Origin of the sequence: Formosa sp. A9 (assembly GCF_051200825.1) — a bacterium.
Taxonomy (GTDB): Bacteria; Bacteroidota; Bacteroidia; order Flavobacteriales; family Flavobacteriaceae; genus Formosa.
The window spans coordinates 1,472,719-1,493,709 of the sequence record NZ_CP195158.1 but is presented as its reverse complement, the minus strand read 5'-3'; the positions used below and the strand labels follow the sequence as shown (position 1 = coordinate 1,493,709).

The 20,991-nt window shown below is 35.7% G+C and carries 19 protein-coding genes; 11 read left to right on the top strand and 8 right to left on the bottom strand.

Features of this window, described 5'->3' with window-relative positions; genetic code table 11:
- Positions 1 to 24: 24 nt before the first annotated feature.
- Positions 25 to 1,668, top strand: coding sequence for a M1 family metallopeptidase (locus ACR9EA_RS06750; protein ID WP_435139000.1), 1,644 nt, complete (start codon positions 25 to 27; stop codon positions 1,666 to 1,668).
- A gap of 70 nt (positions 1,669 to 1,738) precedes the next feature.
- On the opposite strand, the gene ACR9EA_RS06745 is transcribed toward ACR9EA_RS06750, so the two are convergent.
- The 3 genes from ACR9EA_RS06745 to ACR9EA_RS06735 all read right to left on the bottom strand — a co-directional run bounded on the left by ACR9EA_RS06745 (position 1,739) and on the right by ACR9EA_RS06735 (position 5,188).
- Entirely contained in the window at positions 1,739 to 3,205 is a 1,467-nt protein-coding gene (locus ACR9EA_RS06745) for a magnesium chelatase (protein WP_435138998.1), read from the bottom strand.
- A gap of 112 nt (positions 3,206 to 3,317) precedes the next feature.
- Entirely contained in the window at positions 3,318 to 4,445 is a 1,128-nt protein-coding gene (locus tag ACR9EA_RS06740; protein WP_435138996.1) for a vWA domain-containing protein, read from the bottom strand.
- A gap of 113 nt (positions 4,446 to 4,558) precedes the next feature.
- Entirely contained in the window at positions 4,559 to 5,188 is a 630-nt protein-coding gene (locus ACR9EA_RS06735; protein ID WP_435138994.1) for a Crp/Fnr family transcriptional regulator, read from the bottom strand.
- A 155-nt stretch (positions 5,189 to 5,343) separates the two neighbouring features.
- Between ACR9EA_RS06735 and ACR9EA_RS06730 the strand changes: the two genes are divergently transcribed.
- The 10 genes from ACR9EA_RS06730 to ACR9EA_RS06685 all read left to right on the top strand — a co-directional run bounded on the left by ACR9EA_RS06730 (position 5,344) and on the right by ACR9EA_RS06685 (position 16,183).
- On the top strand, positions 5,344 to 7,719 hold the full coding sequence (locus tag ACR9EA_RS06730; protein ID WP_435138992.1) for a heavy metal translocating P-type ATPase: 2,376 nt from the start codon (positions 5,344 to 5,346) through the stop codon (positions 7,717 to 7,719).
- 75 nt (positions 7,720 to 7,794) lie between these two features.
- Positions 7,795 to 7,980, top strand: coding sequence for a cbb3-type cytochrome oxidase assembly protein CcoS (ccoS, locus tag ACR9EA_RS06725; RefSeq protein ID WP_435138990.1), 186 nt, complete (start codon positions 7,795 to 7,797; stop codon positions 7,978 to 7,980).
- A 13-nt stretch (positions 7,981 to 7,993) separates the two neighbouring features.
- The gene (gene ccoN, locus ACR9EA_RS06720) at positions 7,994 to 10,171 is read left to right on the top strand and encodes a cytochrome-c oxidase, cbb3-type subunit I (protein WP_435138988.1); all 2,178 of its coding nucleotides are present in this window, start codon (positions 7,994 to 7,996) and stop codon (positions 10,169 to 10,171) included.
- 17 nt (positions 10,172 to 10,188) lie between these two features.
- Positions 10,189 to 10,383, top strand: a complete 195-nt coding sequence (locus ACR9EA_RS06715; protein ID WP_435138987.1) for a CcoQ/FixQ family Cbb3-type cytochrome c oxidase assembly chaperone — start codon at positions 10,189 to 10,191, stop codon at positions 10,381 to 10,383.
- On the top strand, positions 10,380 to 11,279 hold the full coding sequence (locus ACR9EA_RS06710) for a cbb3-type cytochrome c oxidase N-terminal domain-containing protein (RefSeq protein WP_435138985.1): 900 nt from the start codon (positions 10,380 to 10,382) through the stop codon (positions 11,277 to 11,279). The genes ACR9EA_RS06715 and ACR9EA_RS06710 overlap by 4 nt, the downstream gene beginning before the upstream one ends.
- Positions 11,280 to 11,323: 44 nt before the next feature.
- Complete coding sequence (ccoG, locus tag ACR9EA_RS06705) at positions 11,324 to 12,748, top strand: cytochrome c oxidase accessory protein CcoG (RefSeq protein ID WP_435138983.1); 1,425 nt, start codon at positions 11,324 to 11,326, stop codon at positions 12,746 to 12,748.
- Between the two features lie 17 nt (positions 12,749 to 12,765).
- The gene (locus tag ACR9EA_RS06700) at positions 12,766 to 13,212 is read left to right on the top strand and encodes a FixH family protein (protein ID WP_435138981.1); all 447 of its coding nucleotides are present in this window, start codon (positions 12,766 to 12,768) and stop codon (positions 13,210 to 13,212) included.
- Positions 13,212 to 13,916 (top strand): sulfite exporter TauE/SafE family protein, encoded by a 705-nt coding sequence (locus ACR9EA_RS06695; protein ID WP_435138979.1) that lies wholly within the window; start codon positions 13,212 to 13,214, stop codon positions 13,914 to 13,916. Before ACR9EA_RS06700 ends, ACR9EA_RS06695 begins: the two co-directional genes overlap by 1 nt.
- A 405-nt stretch (positions 13,917 to 14,321) precedes the next feature.
- On the top strand, positions 14,322 to 14,909 hold the full coding sequence (locus ACR9EA_RS06690) for a superoxide dismutase family protein (RefSeq protein WP_435138977.1): 588 nt from the start codon (positions 14,322 to 14,324) through the stop codon (positions 14,907 to 14,909).
- A gap of 98 nt (positions 14,910 to 15,007) precedes the next feature.
- Positions 15,008 to 16,183 carry an LETM1-related biofilm-associated protein gene (locus ACR9EA_RS06685; protein WP_435138975.1) on the top strand — a complete coding sequence of 392 codons (1,176 nt, stop codon included), beginning with the start codon at positions 15,008 to 15,010 and terminating at the stop codon, positions 16,181 to 16,183.
- On the opposite strand, the gene ACR9EA_RS06680 is transcribed toward ACR9EA_RS06685, so the two are convergent.
- From ACR9EA_RS06680 to ACR9EA_RS06660, 5 genes are all read right to left on the bottom strand, one after another.
- Positions 16,184 to 17,797, bottom strand: coding sequence for a lipocalin-like domain-containing protein (locus ACR9EA_RS06680; protein WP_435138973.1), 1,614 nt, complete (start codon positions 17,795 to 17,797; stop codon positions 16,184 to 16,186). It lies immediately after the preceding gene.
- A gap of 104 nt (positions 17,798 to 17,901) precedes the next feature.
- Positions 17,902 to 18,657: a LytR/AlgR family response regulator transcription factor gene (locus tag ACR9EA_RS06675; protein ID WP_435138971.1), complete on the bottom strand. Its 756-nt coding sequence runs from the start codon at positions 18,655 to 18,657 to the stop codon at positions 17,902 to 17,904.
- 114 nt (positions 18,658 to 18,771) lie between these two features.
- Positions 18,772 to 19,083 (bottom strand): 2TM domain-containing protein, encoded by a 312-nt coding sequence (locus ACR9EA_RS06670; RefSeq protein WP_435138969.1) that lies wholly within the window; start codon positions 19,081 to 19,083, stop codon positions 18,772 to 18,774.
- Positions 19,083 to 20,417 (bottom strand): 2TM domain-containing protein, encoded by a 1,335-nt coding sequence (locus ACR9EA_RS06665; RefSeq protein WP_435138967.1) that lies wholly within the window; start codon positions 20,415 to 20,417, stop codon positions 19,083 to 19,085. The genes ACR9EA_RS06670 and ACR9EA_RS06665 overlap by 1 nt, the downstream gene beginning before the upstream one ends.
- Before the next feature lie 46 nt (positions 20,418 to 20,463).
- Positions 20,464 to 20,637 (bottom strand): hypothetical protein, encoded by a 174-nt coding sequence (locus ACR9EA_RS06660; RefSeq protein ID WP_435138965.1) that lies wholly within the window; start codon positions 20,635 to 20,637, stop codon positions 20,464 to 20,466.
- Positions 20,638 to 20,991 lie beyond the last annotated feature (354 nt).

The following is a 20,991-nucleotide window of genomic DNA, read 5'->3' as shown; positions in this document are numbered from 1 at the left end:
CAAACTTACAAGCAAAGCACAACTATGAATTTTCGCAGGCTATCTGGCGCTTTTATTTTACTTTTCAGTTTAAATAATTTTGCCCAAAACGGACTCTTTAAACACAACGAGCAATTTACACACCAAGACACGCTTCGAGGTAGTATTACTCCTGAACGCGCTTGGTGGGATTTAACTTACTACCATTTAAATGTAACTGTTAAACCAGAACAAAAATTCATTTCGGGTAAAAATACTGTACAGTATAAGGTACTAGAACCCCATAATGTGCTTCAAATAGATTTGCAGGAGCCGTTAAACATTACCAAAGTTACGCAAGATGGTAAAACATTGAACGTAACACGAACTGGCAACGCACATTTTATCACCCTAAAACAACAACAACGTGTTGGCGACATTAACAGTATAGATGTGTATTATGAAGGGCATCCTAAGGAAGCGGTAAAAGCCCCTTGGGACGGTGGTTTTTCATGGAAAAAAGACAAGAATGGCAACGATTTTGTTGCGACCTCTTGCCAAGGTTTGGGCGCCAGTGTTTGGTGGCCATGTAAAGACCATATGTACGACGAGGTAGATAGTATGGATATTAGCGTTACCACACCTAAAGGCCTTATGGACGTATCTAATGGCCGACTTACTAACACCAAAAAACTAAACGATGGAAGTACCATTTACACATGGTCTGTAAAAAATCCGATAAATAATTATGGCGTGAATGTTAACCTAGGCGATTACGCCCATTTTTCGGAAGTCTATCAAGGTGAAAAAGGGCCGTTAGACATGAACTATTACGTGCTTAAATACAATTTAGATAAAGCCAAAAAACAGTTTAAGGACGCGCCTAAAATGATGAAAGCTTTCGAACACTGGTTTGGCCCTTATCCGTTTTACGAAGACGGTTTTAAGCTAGTAGAAGTACCTTACTTGGGCATGGAACACCAAAGTTCGGTAACCTATGGCAATAATTTTGAAAACGGCTATTTAGGACGTGATTTGTCTGGTACAGGCTGGGGATTAAAATTCGACTTCATAATTATTCACGAAGCAGGACACGAATGGTTTGCCAATAATATTACCGACATCGATATTGCAGACATGTGGATTCACGAAAGTTTTACAGCGTATTCCGAAAATTTATTTTTAGATTACTATTACGGCAAACAAGCTTCTGCAGAATATGTTATTGGCACCAGAAAAGCCATACAAAACGATCGCCCAATAATTGGTGTTTACAACGTAAATCACGAAGGTTCTGGCGATATGTACTATAAAGGTGCCAATATGTTACACACATTACGTCAGCTTATTGAAGACGACGAAAAGTGGCGACAAATTTTACGAGGAATGAACGAAACGTTTTATCATCAGACCGTAAACACGCAACAAATTGAAGATTACTTAAGTAAAGAAACGGGCATTGATTTAACAGCTTTTTTCAATCAATATTTAAGAGATATTCGCATTCCTACTTTAGAGTATAAATTTGAGAACAATCAATTACAATACCGTTACATTAATATTGTAAACGATTTTGATATGCCAATTCAGGTTACTATAAATGAAAAATCGCAATGGTTATACCCTACTGCCAATTGGAAAACTTTAGCAACTACGGCTAAAACCTTAGAAGTTGACCCTGATTTTTACATAGACGTAAAACCCTTATAGAAAACTGAAAAGTGGCTGTCTAAAGTGTAATAGAATGACAATCTGTTACACTTTAGACAGCCTTTTTTATTTACAAACCGCTAATATAACTACCATAAGGATCTTTAAACTGAATGCCTTCTGTATAGCGGTATTTATTGAGTTTTTTAAACTGCACCAATCCCCATAGCACAAATTCTTTCAAAAAGTATTTAGCTTCATGGTCTGCCTCTGGCTGATATTTCTCAATCAATTGACTTAAAGGTTCAATATCATCTAAAGCCTGTTTATAATCGGTTTCATTTAAATCGTCTAATAATTCAAACCCATCTTTACTATTAAAAAACCAAGACACGACCCCATCGTAAGGTGTTTCTTCGTTTTGCTTTTCTAATTTCTCGATCTTAGGAAAATACAACGGAAATAGTTCCTGAATTGCATCACCAATTAAATTGAAAGCCACCACCGATGCACCTTCCTGTTCGCCTTCGTAAACCAATTCTACCTTACCAGTTATGGCTGGAATGATCCCCAGAAAATCGGTCAATCGAATTTGTGTTTGGGTATCGCCTGCAATTAATGCACGACGCTCAGCTGTGCTTACCAAATTTTCGAGGGCCGTAATACTCATTCTAGCACTTACTCCACTTTTAGCATCTATGTAGTCATTATCGCGTGCTTCGAACACAATTTGTTCTAAAATATCTTTAGCTAATTCTGGTATCTGTACTAAATTGGTTTGCGATTCGCTTAATTTCGCTTCTTGCGAGGTAATACGTTTAGCAGTATTGATATCGATAGGATAGTGTGTTATAATTTGTGAGCCTATACGATCTTTTAAGGGCGTAACGATACTACCCCGATTAGTATAATCCTCTGGATTTGCTGTAAACACAAACTGAATATCTAATGGCAACCGCAACTTAAAACCGCGAATTTGTATATCGCCTTCTTGAAGAATATTAAACAAAGCCACCTGAATTCTGGCTTGCAAATCTGGCAATTCGTTAATCACAAAAATACAGCGATTGGCTCTTGGAATCATTCCGTAATGAATCACGCGGTCGTCGGCATAACTCAGTTTTAAGTGCGCTGCTTTTATGGGATCGACATCGCCAATAATATCTGCTACGGTTACATCGGGCGTGGCTAGTTTTTCGGCAAAACGTTCGTGTTTAGACAACCAAGCAATAGGTATGTTATCGCCCTGCGCTTTTATTAATTCTACAGCGTATCTAGAAATAGGCTGTAAAGGATCGTCGTTAATTTCGGAACCTTCAACAATGGGAATATAATCGTCTAACAAATTCACCATTAAACGTGCCATGCGTGTTTTTGCCTGGCCTCGCAACCCTAATAAATTGATATTGTGTTTAGATAAAATAGCTCGCTCTAATTCTGGAATTACCGTGTTTTCGTAACCATGCACACCTTCAAAAGTAACAGTATTGGTTTTTAATTTTTCAATTAAATTGTCGCGTAATTCATCTTTTATAGATTTGCTTTTATATCCTGATTTTTTTAAATCTCCTAAGGTTTTTATGTGCTCTATTTTCATATTCTCTGGGGTTCTTTTTTGCCGCGAAAGCGCGAATAAATTTCTATACATTCGCAAAATTTTCGATTATCTTTTACTTTCCTATTTGATTATTCTTATTGCTTACTATCCACTAACCTCTAATGCGTTTCTTCCGATTTGTTTCGTAATCTTCAAAAATCATTTCACCTAAACCTTTAAGTCCTGTATAAAACGCTTTTCCTTTATTAGCCTGGGTAAACTCGTTTACAAAACGCATTAAATACGGATCTTTAGCAATCATAAAGGTAGTAATTGGTATATGTAAACGTCTGGCTTGTTGCGCTGCATGATAGCACTTATTTACAATATATGGATCTAATCCCATGCTATTTTTGTAATAGTCGCCATCGGGCATTCGCAAGCAACTGGGTTTACCATCGGTGATCATAAAAATCTGTTTGTTGGTATGGCGTTTTCGTCTTAAAACATCCATTGCCAGTTGCAGTCCGGCTACGGTATTGGTGTGATAAGGACCTACTTTTAAGTACGGAAGATCTTTAATTTCTATAAGCCAGGCATCGTTACCAAACACTAAAATATCCAAAGTGTCTTTAGGATAGCGTGTGGTTATGAGTTCGGCCAGTGCCATCGCCACTTTTTTGGCGGGTGTAATGCGATCTTCTCCATACAAAATCATACTATGACTAATATCAATCATTAAAACGGTACTCATTTGCGATTTGTGTAAAGTTTCTTCGACCACCAAATCGTCTTCGGTTAAATTAAAGCTCCCTACACCGTGATTGATTTGTGCATTCTTTAAACTTTCGGTAATTGACACTTTATCGAGTGCTTCTCCAAATTGATAGTTTCTAAACTCGCCTGTATGCTCGTCGCCTGTACCTACTTGCTTGCTTCTGTGGTTGCCAGAACCACTGCGTTTTAACTTGCCAAAAATATGGTTTAAAGCTTGCTGCCTAATAGCCCGTTCGGTTTTAGCCGTAATGGCCATACCGCCACCAGAGCCATCAGGATCGATTTCTTCGCGGATATACCCTTTCTTTTTAAGGTCTTCTATAAAATCGTCTACTGTATAATTGGCATCGGTAAGTTGATATTCTTTATCGAGTTCTCGTAACCAAGAAATCGCTTCGTCAAAATCGCCAGAAGTGTGTGTAATCAGCTCTTTAAAAATCTCGAAGAGTTTCTCGAATGGCGATTGATTTGGCGCTTCGTAAGTTTTAAACACAAAGCCAGATTTGTAATTTGGATGTTTCATAGCCTTATAAAAATACTAATTTATAAGAGAACAGAAATACATTTTACATAATAATAACAGCCTTAAGGCCATCGAAAAAAAGAAAATCGTAGAAGAATTTGAGATTTGCTATACTATTCTAGCATGCTTAAGGACTTTTTATCTTCAACTTTTATTTGCTTGCCCTTAGTACTTATTAACCCTTCCTTTTTAAACTGAGATAAGGTACGTATTATAGATTCTGTAGCTGTGCCTACAATACTTGCAAAATCTTCTCTAGACAACGTTACATTTAAAAAACCAGCTTCATCTACTCCAAAATCATTGTACAAATACAATAATATTTCTGCCAAACGATGTCTAACCGATTTTTGGGCCATGTTAATAATAGTGGTTTCGGCTTCTTTTAAATCGGTTGCCATGCGCAGTAATACATCGAAAGAAAAATCGTTGTTACTGTGTAAAATTTCTAATAATTCGGTTTTAGGAATAAAACAAACTTCCATATCATTTAAAGCGGTAGCACTTAAATTTGCTGCTTGATTGGAAATAACCGAGCGCTGCCCTAAAAGCTCGCCCTTTACCACAAGTTTTACTACTTGCTCTTTTCCTTTTTCGCTTAATTTAGTGAGCTTACATATACCCGATTGCACACAATAAACACCGTTTAGCATGTCGCCTTCAGAAAATATAATATCGCCTTTGGCTATACTTTTAGTAACCTTACAATCTGCTATCGCTTTTACTTCTTTTCCCTTTAGCATCTGTAGCGCATTTATTTTTCTAACAACGCATTGTTGGCAATCCCCCATAAATAAACTGAAATTTTTAAGATGTAAAAGTACTTAAAAGGTGATAAAAATCATATTTTTATTGTACGCTATTTTAAATCTTTGATGGTTCTAACCAAAATCATTTTATGACATCTAACACCTGTTTTCATTGCGGCACGCCTTGCGACGATATTCAAATTGAATTTGACGACAAACTGTTTTGTTGCAACGGCTGTAAAACGGTTTATGAAATTTTTTCGGAAAGCAACCTCACCAATTATTACGATTTGCAACAGGCTCCTGGAACTGCACCTAAAACCGTTGCTGGCAAATACGACTTTTTAACCGATGACGCTATATTACACAAGCTCCTTGAATTTAATGACGAAAACACACAAATAGCAACCTTATACATTCCCCATATACACTGTAGCTCTTGCATTTGGATCTTAGAAAATTTACACAAATTAAATTCCAACATTACCAGCTCTCAGGTTAATTTTAACAAAAAAACAGTACGCGTAACCTACCAAGCCAATAACACATCGCTAAAAGATGTCGTTACTCTTTTAAGTAATATTGGTTACGAACCATATATAAGTTTAGACGATATAAGTCGGGAACAGAAAGCAACAGATCGGTCTATAATTTACAAACTCGGTATTGCGGGTTTTGCATTCGGCAACGTTATGTTTTTATCGTTTCCAGAATATTTCGAGGTTAACGAATTTTGGTTAGACCGCTATAAATATGTTTTTAGATGGTTAATGTTTATTTTCTCTTTGCCTGTAGTTTTTTATGCTGCCCGCGATTATTTTACATCGGCTTTTAAGGGTTTACGTGCTGGTTTTTTAAATATAGACGTCCCGATAGCAATTGGAATTACCGTGTTGTTTGTTAGAAGTACTGTTGAAATTAGTTTCGATATAGGTTCTGGCTTTTTCGACAGCCTTACAGGACTCGTATTCTTTCTGTTACTCGGGAAATTCTTTCAACAAAAAACCTATGATTTCTTGTCATTCGAGCGCGATTATAAATCGTATTTTCCTATAGCTGTTACTAAAATTATTTCTGAAACCGAAGAAATACCCATTCAGGTATACGATATTAAACAAGGTGATCGCCTACTTATAAGGCACGAAGAACTGATTCCTGTTGACGGCATTATCATAAAAGGTAAAGCCTCGATAGATTATAGTTTTGTAACAGGAGAATCTGAAACCATAAAAAAACAATCTGGCGATAAGGTTTTTGCAGGAGGCAAACAAATGTCTGGGAGTATAGAAATGGAAGCTTTAAAAGCTGTAAAACAAAGCTATTTAACTAAATTATGGAGTCATGATGTATTTAATAAAAATAAAGAACACACATTTACCAATCTTACCAACACTATAAGTAAGCGTTTTACTATTAGTATACTCACTATTGCTGTTTTAGCTTCTGCTTTTTGGTTGTATTACGATGCCAGCAAAGTTATTAATGTATTTACCGCAGTACTTATAATTGCCTGCCCGTGTGCCCTTGCGCTTGCTGCTCCTTTTACTTTTGGCAATATGCTTCGCATTTTTGGCAAGCATAAACTATATTTAAAAAATGCCAGTGCACTAGAACAGCTTGCCACTATAAACACTATTATTTTCGACAAAACCGGCACTATAACTTCCAACAAAAAAAGCACTGCTACCTACAGCGGTATGCCACTAACAACCACCGAAGAGCGCCTTTTAAAAAACACCTTGCGCGGATCTAACCATCCTTTAAGTAGAACTTTATACGATATTTTAAAAGCAAATGATATTGTTACCCTAGATTATTTTGAAGAACATATTGGCCAAGGTATTGAAGGGCAACTAAAACAGGATAGTATTAAAATAGGTTCAGCCAATTTTGTTGGTATTAAGAGCCAAACAGGTGCACTAAACACTAACGTGCATATTAGTAGTAATAACACCTACAAAGGCAAATTTACTTTTTACAATACATACAGAAAAGGTGTGTCTAAATTATTTAACACCTTAAAACCCCAATACGATTTAGCCATTTTATCGGGTGACAATGCTGGCGAATTAGACAATTTAAAAAAACTGCTTCCTGCCAAAACCAAACTGTTATTCAATCAAAAACCGGAAGACAAGTTAGAGTATATCAAATACCACCAAACCGAAGGCGCTAAAGTTTTAATGGTTGGCGATGGTTTAAACGATTCTGGCGCTTTAGCACAAAGTAACGTAGGTATTGCAATATCCGAAAACATTAATATTTTTTCTCCTGCTTGCGATGGCATTATGGACGCCACTGTGTTAAGTAATTTAAATCGATTCTTAACTACATCAAAATCATGCATTAACGTAATTAAATGGAGTTTTTTATTATCTTTAATATATAATTGTGTTGGATTATACTTTGCAGTAACTGGACAATTATCTCCCGTTGTAGCTGCAATATTAATGCCTTTAAGTTCTATTAGTATAGTTGTATTTACCACAATTGCAACCAATATTATAGGTAAAAGGTTACGCTAACAATTTTCTTAAACATGACAAATATCATTTTATGACTTGTTAGAGCCTATTATTTTTATATCAAAATAAACCTACATGAGTGTAATATATATATTACTAGGAGTAAGCATTTTAGTAGCTATAATTTTCTTTATAGCTTTTATTTTTGCCGTAAAGCGTGGGCAATTCGACGACAGTTACACGCCCTCTGTACGCATGCTTTTTGAAGACGAACTCATTAAAGATAAACCTAACGATTCAATACTAACCAATAAAGACTAATCAATTTTAAATTATGGAAATACAACAGTTTTATTACGATAATAAAATCGTTAAAAAATTTGTTTACGCCACCATCTTTTGGGGTGTAATAGGCATGGCCGTTGGATTATTACTAGCGTTTTTCTTTCTTTTCCCGAACCTTACCGATGGTATTTCATGGTTAAGTTTTGGTAGACTAAGACCATTACATACCAACGCGGTCATTTTTGCTTTTGTGGGTAATGCCATTTTTGCAGGAGTGTATTATTCCTCGCAAAGGCTATTAAAAGCCAGGATGGCAAGCGACTTGTTAAGTAGTATAAACTTTTGGGGTTGGCAGCTTATAATTGTTGCCGCCGCGATTACCCTACCATTAGGTTATACCTCGTCTAAAGAGTATGCCGAATTAGAATGGCCTATAGACATAGCTATAGCTGTTGTATGGGTTGTGTTTGGTTGGAATTTAATAGCTACTATTTTAAAACGCAGACAACGTCATTTATACGTTGCCATCTGGTTTTATTTGGCAACTTTCGTTACCGTAGCTGTCCTACATATTTTCAACAGCTTAGAATTACCCGTAAGCGGACTAAAAAGTTATTCGGTTTATGCTGGGGTTCAAGATGCTTTGGTGCAATGGTGGTATGGCCACAATGCTGTAGCTTTCTTTTTAACCACACCGTTTTTAGGTCTTATGTATTATTTTGTGCCTAAAGCTGCAAACAGACCTGTGTACTCCTATAAACTATCCATAGTTCACTTTTGGTCTTTAATTTTTATTTATATCTGGGCTGGACCTCATCACCTTTTATATACCGCACTTCCAGAATGGGCACAAAACTTAGGCGTTGCCTTTTCGGTAATGCTCCTTATGCCATCCTGGGGAGGTATGATAAACGGATTACTTACCTTAAGAGGGGCTTGGGACAAAGTAAGAACAGATCCGGTTTTAAAGTTTATGGTCGTTGCCCTTACTGGTTACGGTATGGCTACTTTTGAAGGTCCTATGCTATCGCTTAAAAATGTAAATGCCATTGGGCACTTTACCGACTGGATTATTGCGCACGTACACGTTGGTGCTTTGGCTTGGAATGGTTTCTTTGCCTTTGGTATGATTTATTGGTTAATACCAAGATTATTTAAAACCAAATTACATTCTTTAAAACTTGCTAATGTTCATTTTTGGATTGGAACCTTAGGTATTGTTCTTTATGCATTACCTATGTATGTCGCTGGATTTTTACAAGCTAGTATGTGGAAACAGTTTAACCCAGACGGCACCTTAGTATATGGTAATTTCTTAGAAACTGTTACCGAAATCATTCCTATGTATGCCATGCGTGCTGCAGGAGGCACCTTGTATTTAATCGGTATCGTTGTTTTGGTTTATAACATTTACGCGACTATTAAAAGTGGTAGTGCTGTAACCGACGAACTTGCTGAAGCTCCTGCACTAGAACGCGTTACTAACAGACGTCTTGCTGGCGAAGGGTTTCACACTTGGTTGGAACGTAGACCTATACAACTTACCATTCTTGCAACCATTGCTATTTTAATTGGAGGTATTATTCAGATTGTTCCAACAATTATGGTAAAATCTAATATTCCAACTATTAGCAGTGTTAAACCTTACACACCTTTAGAATTGGAAGGGCGAGATATTTACATTCGCGAAGGTTGTGTGGGATGCCATTCACAAATGATTCGTCCGTTTAGAAGCGAAGTAGAACGTTATGGTGAATATTCAAAAGCAGGAGAATACGTTTACGACCATCCATTCCTTTGGGGAAGCAAACGTACAGGACCAGATTTGCACCGCGTTGGTGGCAAATATTCAGACAACTGGCACCTCAACCACATGTACGACCCACAAAGTACCTCCAGCGGCTCTATAATGCCAGCTTACCAATGGATTATCAGAAACGAATTAGATAAATCGCAGACCGAATCGAAAATGAAAACTATGGTATCTCTTGGAGTACCTTACACAGATGAAGATATTGCCAATGCCCAACAAAGTATGTTGGAACAAGGTACAGCAATTGAAACCAGCTTACACAACGATCCAGATTTTGCAGAATCGTACGAAAGTGACAAAAAAGCGGCTGCCCAAAACGGCGAAGATTTTGTTGAAATGAGAAATCGCGAAATTGTAGCACTTATTGCCTACTTACAACGCTTAGGAACAGATATTAAAGTAACCGAAGAGTAACCAAAAACCACGTAATCATGCTAAAATTTGCAAAAAATTATATGGAAAGTATTTCTGGAATAGAAATATACCCTATTATTTCCTTAATCATCTTCTTTACTTTTTTCGTATTACTTTTTTGGTGGGTTCTTACTGCTAAAAAAGAATATATAGATACTGTAAGCCATATACCATTCGATAACGACAACCAACCAAACGACGATATATTATGAGAAATTACATTCCATCCTTTATAAGAGTTCCTGTGCTATTCTTTATTATAGCCGGACTTGTAGAATATTTTGTAGACTCAGGCGACCAACCCGCGTTTGTTAAATATCCTGCAGTCTTATTATTTTTAATGCTGATTCTCCTTATTATTATTGCCATAGAAGGCATCGTGTCGGCACTAGACAATATTCTTTACCAAAGTCTAGACGAGACTGGCAAATTAGAGTACGCTACCAATAAAGCTAAAACTCCTCAATTTATACTTTGGCTACAACGTACCTACAAAAAGTTATTAGGACAAAAACCATTAGCTCAGGAAAGCGAAATTATTCTAGACCACGATTACGATGGCATTCGCGAACTAGACAATTCGTTACCGCCATGGTGGCTGTATGCATTTTACATTTCCATTGTATTTGCAGCTGTTTATTTATTGCGATACGAAGTCTTTAATGGTGACTCACAAATTGATGAATACGAAACCGAATTGGCCGAAGCTAAAATCGCTATTGAAGAATACAAAAAAACTGCTAAAGATTTGGTAGATGTCAACACGGTAACACTACTTACAGATGCAGCCGATTTAAATGCTGGTAAGGCAACCTTTCAAACCAATTGTGTAGCCTGTCACATGGCTGATGGCGGCGGAGGTATTGGCCCTAATTTAACAGACGATCATTGGATTTTAGGCGGAGGCATAAAAAACATCTTCCATACCATAAGCGAAGGTGGTCGAGCTGGGAAAGGGATGATTGCCTGGAAACAAAGCTTGAAACCTGCAGAAATAGCACAAGTAGCCAGTTATGTTATTAGTTTACATGGCACTACTCCAGCAAAACCTAAAGATGCAGAAGGCGATATCGTTTGGAAACCAGGCGATGATGCCAGTGCCGAGTAAATTAAACACAAACAAAAAATAATAACAACAATCCTTAAAAAACCATGGAAACTCCAGAAAACGAAGTATTCAGAGATTCTATAGGTACCGTTACTAAAGACGGTAAACGCGCTTGGGTATACCCCAAAAAACCAAATGGCAAATACTACGACAAGCGCAAGATTGTTAGCTATATTTTATTATTGTTTTTAATTGCTGCCCCTTTTATAAAAATAAATGGCAATCAGTTTTTACTATTTAATGTTGTAGAACGTCGTTTTAATATTTTTGGGTTCCCGTTCTGGCCACAAGATTTTAAGCTATTCGTTATGTCTATGATTATTGCTGTGGTGTTTATTACCATTTTCACAGTAGCATTCGGACGTATTTTTTGCGGTTGGATTTGCCCACAAACCATTTTTATGGAAATGGTTTTTAGACGAATTGAATATTGGATTGACGGTGATCGTGGCAAACAAATGCGCTTGGACAAACAAGCTTGGAACGCCGAAAAAATAAGAAAACGAATTTTAAAATGGAGTATTTTTCTTATCATTTCATTTTTTATTGCTAATGTTTTTTTAGCCTATTTAATCGGCGGGGACCAAGTGCTTAGCTTTATAAAAGAAGGACCAAAAGCGCACTTAAGCACTTTAATTCCGTTATTGATTTTCACCTTCATATTTTATTTTGTCTTTACATGGTTTAGAGAGCAAGTTTGTATTATAGCCTGTCCTTACGGCAGATTACAAGGCGTATTATTAGACAACAAATCCATTATTGTAGCTTACGACCATAAGCGAGGAGAGAGTGAAAATGGCAGAAAAAAATTCAGAAAAAATGAAGACCGGGAAGCTTTAGGGCATGGCGATTGTATAGACTGCTACCAATGCGTTCATGTATGCCCTACAGGAATAGACATACGAAATGGCACCCAATTGGAATGCGTAAATTGTACCGCCTGTATGGATGCCTGCGACGCTATAATGGATAGCGTTAATTTACCAAAAGGACTCATTCGCTATGCCAGTGAAGATGAAATTGAAAAGAAAGAAAAATTCCGATTTACAACACGCTTAAAAGCTTATTCCGGAGTTTTAATTGTGCTATTAGCCGTATGGGCTGGTATGCTTTTTAGCAGAAATGCACTAGAAACAACCATTTTACGGTTACCGGGACAATTATACGAGCATAAAGACAATAATATTATTAGCAACGTTTTCACCTACAAAATAATCAATAAAACCAATAACGATTACAACAACGTAAGTTTCAAACTAAAAAATTATCCTGGAGAAATAAAAGTCGTTGCTGCCGATAAAAATATTTTTGTACCAGAACAAGGTTTAGCCGAAGGCACCATGTTTATAGAAATAAATCAATCACAATTAAAAGGAGACAAAAACAAGCTCTATATAGAGGTTTATAGCCACGACAAACTAATTGAAACAACTTCGGTTAGGTTTTTAGCACCGCGAAGCTATAAGTAACATAAACAAAACACATTATGAAAATAAATTGGGGAACAGGTATCGTTATTGCCTTTATATGCTTTATTAGTTTTATCATGTATTTTGTAATTACCATGGTAACAAACGATAAATACAACCACGATTTGGTGGTAGAAGATTACTACAAACAAGAGCTGAATTTTCAGAACGACATCAACAAAGAAAAAAACGCCAAAACCTTAGCAGAAAATATTAAATGGCAACAAACGCCAGATGGCTTGCTATTAAAATTCCCAAGCAATTTTAAAGACGGTGATATTTCTGGAACGGTTTACATGTACAGACCCTCTAACAAAACATTAGATTTTAATTTGCCGCTAGAAATTAATAATCATCACTTTTTAATTCCAAATTCAAAATTGGTGGAAGGACGCTGGAACATCAAAATCGATTGGAACCATAATTCTTCAAACTATTTATTTAAAGAATCCATCAGCTATTAATGTATATTTCGGCATTTATATTTGGGCTTTTAGGCAGTTTACACTGCATAGGCATGTGCGGTCCTATTGCCTTGCTACTCCCCGTAAACCAATCGAGTAGCACTAAAAAATTTGTTCAGATTTTCATTTATCATTTTGGCAGATTACTGGCATACGCCATGATAGGTTGTGTTTTTGGTATACTTGGCAAAGGCTTGTACATTTTTGGTCTTCAACAAAAACTATCAATTATAATAGGCATTTGCTTAATAGTTATTGTACTTATTCCCTATAAAACATTTAATAAATACAACGCCTCAAAACCCATATATAAAGTCCTTTCTAGAGTGAAAAGTGCCATGGGTAAAGCCCTTCAAAAAAAAACACCCGACACTTTTTTAACTATAGGATTTTTAAATGGCTTTTTACCCTGTGGTCTGGTTTACATTGCGGTATTATCTTCAATTGCAACAGCCGCCCCTTTAAAAGGAAGTTTATATATGATGCTGTTTGGTTTAGGCACCATACCCTTAATGACAGCAGCTGTATATTTAGGCAACCGACTAAGCGCTTTCGCAAAACAACGGGTTCAAAAACTCATTCCTGTATTTGTTATTATTATTGCCGTATTTTTTATTGTTCGTGGTTTAGGACTGGGCATTCCGTATTTGTCGCCTAATATTAACACCAATTCGGCCAGCAGCAACATAGAATGTGCAGAATAAAAAAAGGAATTGACTTTTTTAAACCAACTCCTTTTTAAACTAAAAATTAACTAACAAATTTATAAAAACTATTATTTCACTATTAATAATAGAACCTTATAAAAAATAGAAATAACCTCTTATTTCTTATTGTAAATATAATCTGATATTTTTAATTAAACGCAGTAACTTTCCTACTTTAAATTTTAATTAACAAACTCTGTTAAAGAAAACCAAAAAATAAACACGATTGAAATCAATGCCGCGTATAGTAATTGATTGTAATTTAACTGATAGCTTAAAATTTAGAGGTTCATTTTTTAATTTCGCATCAAAACGCATTTAAAATAGCAGCTATTATAATTTGAATTTGATTAAAATATCTGTAAATTTCGATTTCTTAGCAATTTTTAAAACGCATTTTTTATGAAAAAAGGAACTCTAGTATTAGCAGCTTTAGCATTAATTTTTGCTGCAAGCTGTAAATCCGATAAAAAAGAAACCAAAGCTACCGAAACAACAACTTCCCCTACTCCTGTAGCTGAAGAAGTTGCTTCAGCTCCCAAAAAAGTAAAAATAGCCTTAGAAGCCAAAAGCGAAAGTAATGTTACCGGTAACGCTGTATTTACAGAAGAAAACGGCACAGTAACTATGGTAGCTATACTTGGTGGTTTAGAACCTGGAATGCACGCAATACATTTACACGAAAAAGCAGATTGTTCTTCACCAGACGGCAAATCTACTGGTGGCCATTGGAATCCAACCGGGCAACCTCATGGCAAATGGGGCGATGCTGCGGGATACCATAAAGGAGACATTGGTAACTTTAATGCAGACGACAATGGTAATGGTACAATTACCTTCTCTACAGACGAATGGTGTATAGGTTGTGGAGATGCCAATAAAGATATTTTAGGAAAAGGAGTAATCGTTCATCAAGGAACAGACGATTTTAAAACGCAACCAACTGGCGATGCTGGTGGTCGTGTAAGTTGCGGTGGTATTATTCAATAATATTTTACCCCTTTAACAACATAAAAGCTGCTTCTTGCAGCTTTTTTTTATGCATTATTGTACTTTTAATTTTTATTTGCAATACAAAAATACTCCTAATGAATCCATCGGCTAATGGCTGGACAAAAAAGCTGCTAAAAGAACTAAGCTCTAGAGCCTTATTAAACAACGCTTCAGATGTCGACTTTTACCTAGCCTTTAGAGCATCTGGTTTCATTTACGGCTACAATATTAGGGTAGTTAACAACTACGTTACAACCCCTGATTTTACCGAAGAAGAACGCTGTAAAATTAATCTTTGCCTGGCTTTTATTCATGCACATAAAAATGACGGAACAGCAATTCCTCTTTTTGACAGTGTTATAAACTTTTACACCGCCATAAACCAATACAAGTCTACGTTTTTAGAAGATGTTTTGGGACGCGAAAAAGCAGAAACTTTGGTTGAAAAAATCTTGCATAAACGCGTACAGATAGACGACAACATTATCACAAAAAACTTCAACCATTACATTACCAACGTGTTGTTGTATTTAGATGTTATTGCATACAAACACTATTTAAAACACCAGCATATTACCCAAAACTATTTAGAAGCCTTAGAAGCTTCTATTATTACAATAGTTATAAACGCCTTAAATTTAAAACAGAACAAAAGTAATTACGACAAAAGTTTAATCGAATTGTTCGAGGCTTCATTACGATATCGAAAGCAAAAACAACTCACATTTTTAGAAGCTGTTACTTTTGCAAAAAGCGTTAACGAATCGCTGTATTTTTCAGATATTGCCTGCATGGCAGCCTGGAGCGATAACATTATAGAAACTGCTGAGTTTGAATTCTTAAACACTCTTGCCGAAGCATTGGGCTTAACAGATAATGATAAAAACGAGTCGTTAGCCGCCATCAATTCATTTTTTAGTAATCATCGTAACGAAATCCGTTTATTAAGTTCTAAGAACGTGGTAAAAAGCTTTTACAACCGTTCCAATATCCTGGTTACCAAACTCATTACCCGAAATAAAAAACGTTTACTTAAAGAGTTACGCGACAGCAAAGAACTTGTAGTTTTATTATCGCAATCTACTTACAGAGAATTAACGGCCGAAGAACATAAAAAGATAAACAAGCAATTACTGGACATTTTTAAAACCATACCCAGTTTAGCCATTTTCTTACTTCCTGGAGGTGCTATTTTGCTACCTATAGTTATTAAATTTATTCCAAAGTTATTACCATCTGCTTTTGATGATAACCGAATAGACAACGAGTAACTACTGCTTTATAAACTTAAAGCTCTTTTGCGTGTGTTGCGTTGTACAACGCAATATATAAATACCGCTTGTTAACTGATTAAGTGGAATTTCAAGTGTGTTAGAGTCTTGCTGTGTAGTTTGATTTTTCAAAACAAGACGACCACTAACATCTATTATTTCGTATTGAAACCTTGTAACCGCAAACGGCATCGTTATATATAAATGGGTTTGCACCGGATTTGGAAATAACTTTACTTGATTTAATACCGATGACGCTACCGACAAGGTACTATATTGCAATGCTTCAGAAACTACTTCGCTAGATAAAGTACCATCTACAGAATGTGCCACAACTTTAAACCACACCGATGCATCTTGATCTAATGCAGGTTGCTCCCAAATAAAACTCGTGTCGGTAAGATCTGTTACTATACTTATAAATTCTTCTCCGTCTGTACTATACAATACATCGTAATATACTTTACGCCCATCATCAGGATTGTTAAGCATCCAAGATATTGGGGTGTCTGCACTGTACATATTATCGGCAAAAGCATTTAGGGTTATACTTGGGTTTTCGTAAGTGTGTACCAATTCGGCAAAACCAATTCCCGTTACCGATTCGCCATTTATTGTCCCGCTGATGGTTATGGTGCCTTCATAAAATCGAAAAGGTAAAGTCACCTCGGCATCATCGTAACGTGTTTCTATGGTTAGGTCGATATTTTTTGACTCCGAAGTTAATCGCCATTTTTTAGAATAACACTTTTCTAAATCTGGCATACAATTAAAAGCCAATCTTTCAATTTCAAAATCGCTGATGGTGTATTGTGTATTATCGTCTACATAAGCCGAAAGGATTTTAAATTTAGAATTATCGGGAATACTACCTTCGGCTGTAAAAATATTCCACAGATTGATATCCATATCGTTGGACAATTGTAAACTAAACCATTCGTATTTTTCGCTAGAAAGCGGATTGAAACTTCCGTATTGTCGATCTATCCAAGCTGTACCAATAACATTTTCGGTTACACCATTAAGGGTAATTTGGCCTGAAACCTCGTTCTTGGTTTGCGAGAAATAATAAGAATACCTTGAAGCACCTTGATCTATCAGACCAGTATCGCCTATAATTAATGGGCGCTTTACTGTGTTATAATCAAACTCAATTTTTCCATTATCGGATGCTGCTGTTATGGTATATTGAAACGGAATACTGTTATTATCATGGTCTAATTTATTGCGCCATGATTCTGTAATACCCCTAAAAACAACGGCTTCTATGCTTATAGCTTCTGTAGACAATGTATTATAGGTTAAAGGCAACGTGCTTTGAAAAAACTCGCCTGTACTTAAATCTCTTAAATTTAAAATTCTGAACCCATCAAACCCAGCATACGAATAATCGAAATAACTAAGCATATAGGCATACGTTTTGCCTGTTGTTTCCCCTGTAACTTCTCCCGAAGTATACCACCACTCGATGGCTTCGGCGGTATGAGCACCTTCGTCTTTAGGAAATGTTATTAAACTACCTTCTGGAGTGTACGGATAGGTTTTCCAGTCTTGAGCATAGCTTAAACAAACTGTAAAACATGCCAAAATTAAAGTGGTTAGATTGATTTTCATAGCGATTGAATTTTAATCTAATGTAAATCAAATCGCTGTAGCTTAAAAAAATATTCTTTTAAGTCACTTCTTTTACTGTCAAAATGTAAACTATCGCAATAAAATTATGTCAACCAATCTTTAAAGGTTTTAACGCGTTCTCGCGCCACTATTACCTGCTCGTGATTATACGAGTTTAGTTTAATTTCTAACCGCGAATTGGTATAATTTATCATGTCTTTAATGGCATGGATATTAACAATAAACTTTCTGTTAATTCGAAAAAACATTTGTGGATCTAATTCTAAATCTAACTGATCTAACGAGGTGCTTAGTAAATAATTTCTACCATCTGCTGTATACAGATAAGTACCTTTGTTTTCGCTATAAAAACACTCGACATCGTTACTGTAAATTAATTTAAGATGCTGACCTACTTGTACAGAAAATCGCTTTTTATATTGCCTGTCTAACGGATTTACAAGCATGCTTTTTATATCGCTATAATTTAAAACGAGCTGCTCTTGTTGCGGCAATCGGGTTTTAAATTTTGTAATAGCCTGCTCTAAATCGTCTTCATCTATTGGTTTAAGTAAGTAATCTATACTATTCAACTTAAATGCTTTAAGCGCATACTCATCGTAAGCTGTTGTGAAAATTATGGCCGAATTTACTGTTACTGTGTCGAAAATCTCGAAAGACAAACCATCGCTAAGTTGTATGTCTAAAAATATTAAATCTGGATGCGTATTGTTTTGAAACCACAATATAGATTCTTCTACAGAATGCAACATGGTTTGCACAGAAACGCCTAAGTGATTTAAAAGACGCTGTAACCGGCGTGCTGATGGTTTTTCGTCTTCGATAATAATAACATTCATGGTGTAAAGTACTGTTTATTGATTAAGCGGATGTTTTGCGTGAGCGATTGCAGCAAGCTACCGTGTAGCGCGGAAAGCGCGGTTTTGTAGCAGCTGCGGAAAAACACGCCCAAATTATTCCCATTTTTGATTTTTTTCTTTTTCCATTAACTCTTTTATCTTGTCGTCTTCCCAGCCTTTTCCAATTAATAGCGGTGGTAAAAATACCGATAATCCGTGTGCCAATAAACCGATTCCCCAGAACACAGGTGTTGAAAACATTTGCCATCCGTTATAATTTTGACCGTTTGTTAACTGAGTGTTTACAATAAATATCATGATGTTTATAACTACATAAACCAAGGCGTGGGTATAAAACCCCCGGATGCGTTTTACACGTTTTCGGGCGCGTTCGTAACGTTCTCTTTCAAAATATGATTGTTCCATTAGTTCCAGTGTTTTTGTTGTTTTTCTTTATCTAATATTTCTTGAATTTTACGCTCTTCCCAAGATTTTCCGTAACCAAATACGCTAAAGGCATGAAAAATAATTCCTATTCCCCAACCCAACATCGGGAACCAAAACCATTGAAAACCCCATGAAGTTTTGTAATTTATAAAGATTAGAAATGGAATAACGGTACAATACGACAGTAAGTTACCATAAAATCCTTTCATTTCTTCTACTTGTTTTTTTGCGCGATAATAAGCGTCTTGCTCGTTGTATATGTCTTTTTGTGTGTCCATAATAGTTATGCGTTTTGTAAGTATTGGTATTTTAACCGTAAATGTATTTTGCGAGTCGTCTACCAAAACTTTTCGTTTTGTTAATATGGCGTAGCGGTTTACAATGTTTTGCAACCCTACTCCTTTACGTGTTTGTAATACTTCTTTTTTTTGTAAATTATTTTTTACCACTAAAAAATTATCTTCTATGGCAATGCTAATCTGTAATGGCTTTTGCTCGCTTACAATATTGTGTTTTATCGTATTTTCCAACAATAATTGTAACGATAAAGGCACCACCTTAGCCTCTGGATTATCGTATTGCTCCGGCAACGAAAATATTAAACTGTTTTCGAAGCGCATTTTTAATAGGTTTACATAGGTTTTTGCAAACTGCAATTCTTCGGCTACCGTTACCAATTCTTTGTCTTTTTGCTCTAAAACATACCGGTATATTTTAGACAACGACACGGTAAAACGCTGAGCACTAGTTATATTTTCTTCGATTAATGCACTCAAAACATTAAGACTGTTAAAAAGAAAATGTGGATCGATTTGATTCTTTAAACTTTCGAACTGCGCACTAGCTGTACCCGCAATTACCTTTTGTTCTTGTAGCTTTTTTTGCTGATAAGCATTGTAATAGTAAATAATATGATATATAATTACAATATTAATCGTTACCCAAAACCCAAACTGATAGTGTTTAACTTGTTCGTGAGCCAAAAATTCGCTTACCGATTTTCCTTGCACGGCTAATGCCTCAAAAGTATGAAGGATAAACAATCCGATAATGGTGATTACCGACGCTACAAGCAACCCTACAACAAATCTTAAAATCTTTTGATTTTTCTTCCAGTCCCATTTACTGTAATACTGAAAAAATAACATGTTGCTAAATCCCAGCACAAAAGCATATAACTGATAAAACATAAAATCGATTAAAAAATCTTGTACCGAGTTATAACTGAAACCTCCAAACCAAAGATTACCAATAAGGTATATAATACAGCCAATTGAAAAGGTTACGATACTATTTTTAACTAGTTTTGACATGATATGCTAAAAGTGATTTTAAAGCGTTTTAAATAATTTTTTTGATTTAAAAATGCAATTGGTCTAAATGTACTAAAAAGTTGTCTGTCGCACATTGCATTTTGTTTCTCGATTGCTTTAAGCCAGCGTTACCCGACTTGTCTTTTACGTTGTTTGAAGGTAACTGCGCACGGGCGACTAAACTAGCCAGCACCATTGCTAAAAAAATTAAATGCTTCATGATTTTTGTTGATTATTAATTACAGAGCAAATATCTTTCAAAACACCGTTGCTTAAAAAAGCTAAATACCCAATTGTAGTTTTTTAGGGACGAACCGATATTTTTAAAACTATTTAGGTTTATCTACTTTTAAAGTTTCAGAATTCTTGTCTTCTTTTTTCAATGACACCTGTACAAATAATTATAAAAATGATCTGAAAAACGATAAGATACACGAGTTAAAACCAATCCTTTTTTATACTTTAACATGCTTAAAACTGTAACATATCAACAATCGAAAAATCAGTTTTAAACTTACAAAATAGTATCATAAATTTTATCTATGATAAAAATTCAAATAAAACATAATCAATT

Excerpts from the sequence above, each read along its gene's own strand:
- ACR9EA_RS06670 (WP_435138969.1), bottom strand. The coding sequence starts at position 19,083 with ATGGAACAATCATATTTTGAAAGAGAACGTTACGAACGCGCCCGAAAA.
- ccoS (WP_435138990.1), top strand. The coding sequence starts at position 7,795 with ATGAGTGTAATATATATATTACTAGGAGTAAGCATTTTAGTAGCTATA.
- ACR9EA_RS06700 (WP_435138981.1), top strand. The coding sequence starts at position 12,766 with ATGAAAATAAATTGGGGAACAGGTATCGTTATTGCCTTTATATGCTTT.
- ACR9EA_RS06740 (WP_435138996.1), bottom strand. The coding sequence starts at position 4,445 with ATGAAACATCCAAATTACAAATCTGGCTTTGTGTTTAAAACTTACGAA.
- ACR9EA_RS06665 (WP_435138967.1), bottom strand. The coding sequence starts at position 20,417 with ATGTCAAAACTAGTTAAAAATAGTATCGTAACCTTTTCAATTGGCTGT.
- ACR9EA_RS06745 (WP_435138998.1), bottom strand. The coding sequence starts at position 3,205 with ATGAAAATAGAGCACATAAAAACCTTAGGAGATTTAAAAAAATCAGGA.
- ACR9EA_RS06675 (WP_435138971.1), bottom strand. The coding sequence starts at position 18,657 with ATGAATGTTATTATTATCGAAGACGAAAAACCATCAGCACGCCGGTTA.
- ACR9EA_RS06710 (WP_435138985.1), top strand. The coding sequence starts at position 10,380 with ATGAGAAATTACATTCCATCCTTTATAAGAGTTCCTGTGCTATTCTTT.
- ACR9EA_RS06750 (WP_435139000.1), top strand. The coding sequence starts at position 25 with ATGAATTTTCGCAGGCTATCTGGCGCTTTTATTTTACTTTTCAGTTTA.
- ACR9EA_RS06685 (WP_435138975.1), top strand. The coding sequence starts at position 15,008 with ATGAATCCATCGGCTAATGGCTGGACAAAAAAGCTGCTAAAAGAACTA.
- ccoG (WP_435138983.1), top strand. The coding sequence starts at position 11,324 with ATGGAAACTCCAGAAAACGAAGTATTCAGAGATTCTATAGGTACCGTT.
- ACR9EA_RS06680 (WP_435138973.1), bottom strand. The coding sequence starts at position 17,797 with ATGAAAATCAATCTAACCACTTTAATTTTGGCATGTTTTACAGTTTGT.
- ccoN (WP_435138988.1), top strand. The coding sequence starts at position 7,994 with ATGGAAATACAACAGTTTTATTACGATAATAAAATCGTTAAAAAATTT.
- ACR9EA_RS06695 (WP_435138979.1), top strand. The coding sequence starts at position 13,212 with ATGTATATTTCGGCATTTATATTTGGGCTTTTAGGCAGTTTACACTGC.
- ACR9EA_RS06735 (WP_435138994.1), bottom strand. The coding sequence starts at position 5,188 with ATGCTAAAGGGAAAAGAAGTAAAAGCGATAGCAGATTGTAAGGTTACT.
- ACR9EA_RS06690 (WP_435138977.1), top strand. The coding sequence starts at position 14,322 with ATGAAAAAAGGAACTCTAGTATTAGCAGCTTTAGCATTAATTTTTGCT.
- ACR9EA_RS06730 (WP_435138992.1), top strand. The coding sequence starts at position 5,344 with ATGACATCTAACACCTGTTTTCATTGCGGCACGCCTTGCGACGATATT.
- ACR9EA_RS06715 (WP_435138987.1), top strand. The coding sequence starts at position 10,189 with ATGCTAAAATTTGCAAAAAATTATATGGAAAGTATTTCTGGAATAGAA.
- ACR9EA_RS06660 (WP_435138965.1), bottom strand. The coding sequence starts at position 20,637 with ATGAAGCATTTAATTTTTTTAGCAATGGTGCTGGCTAGTTTAGTCGCC.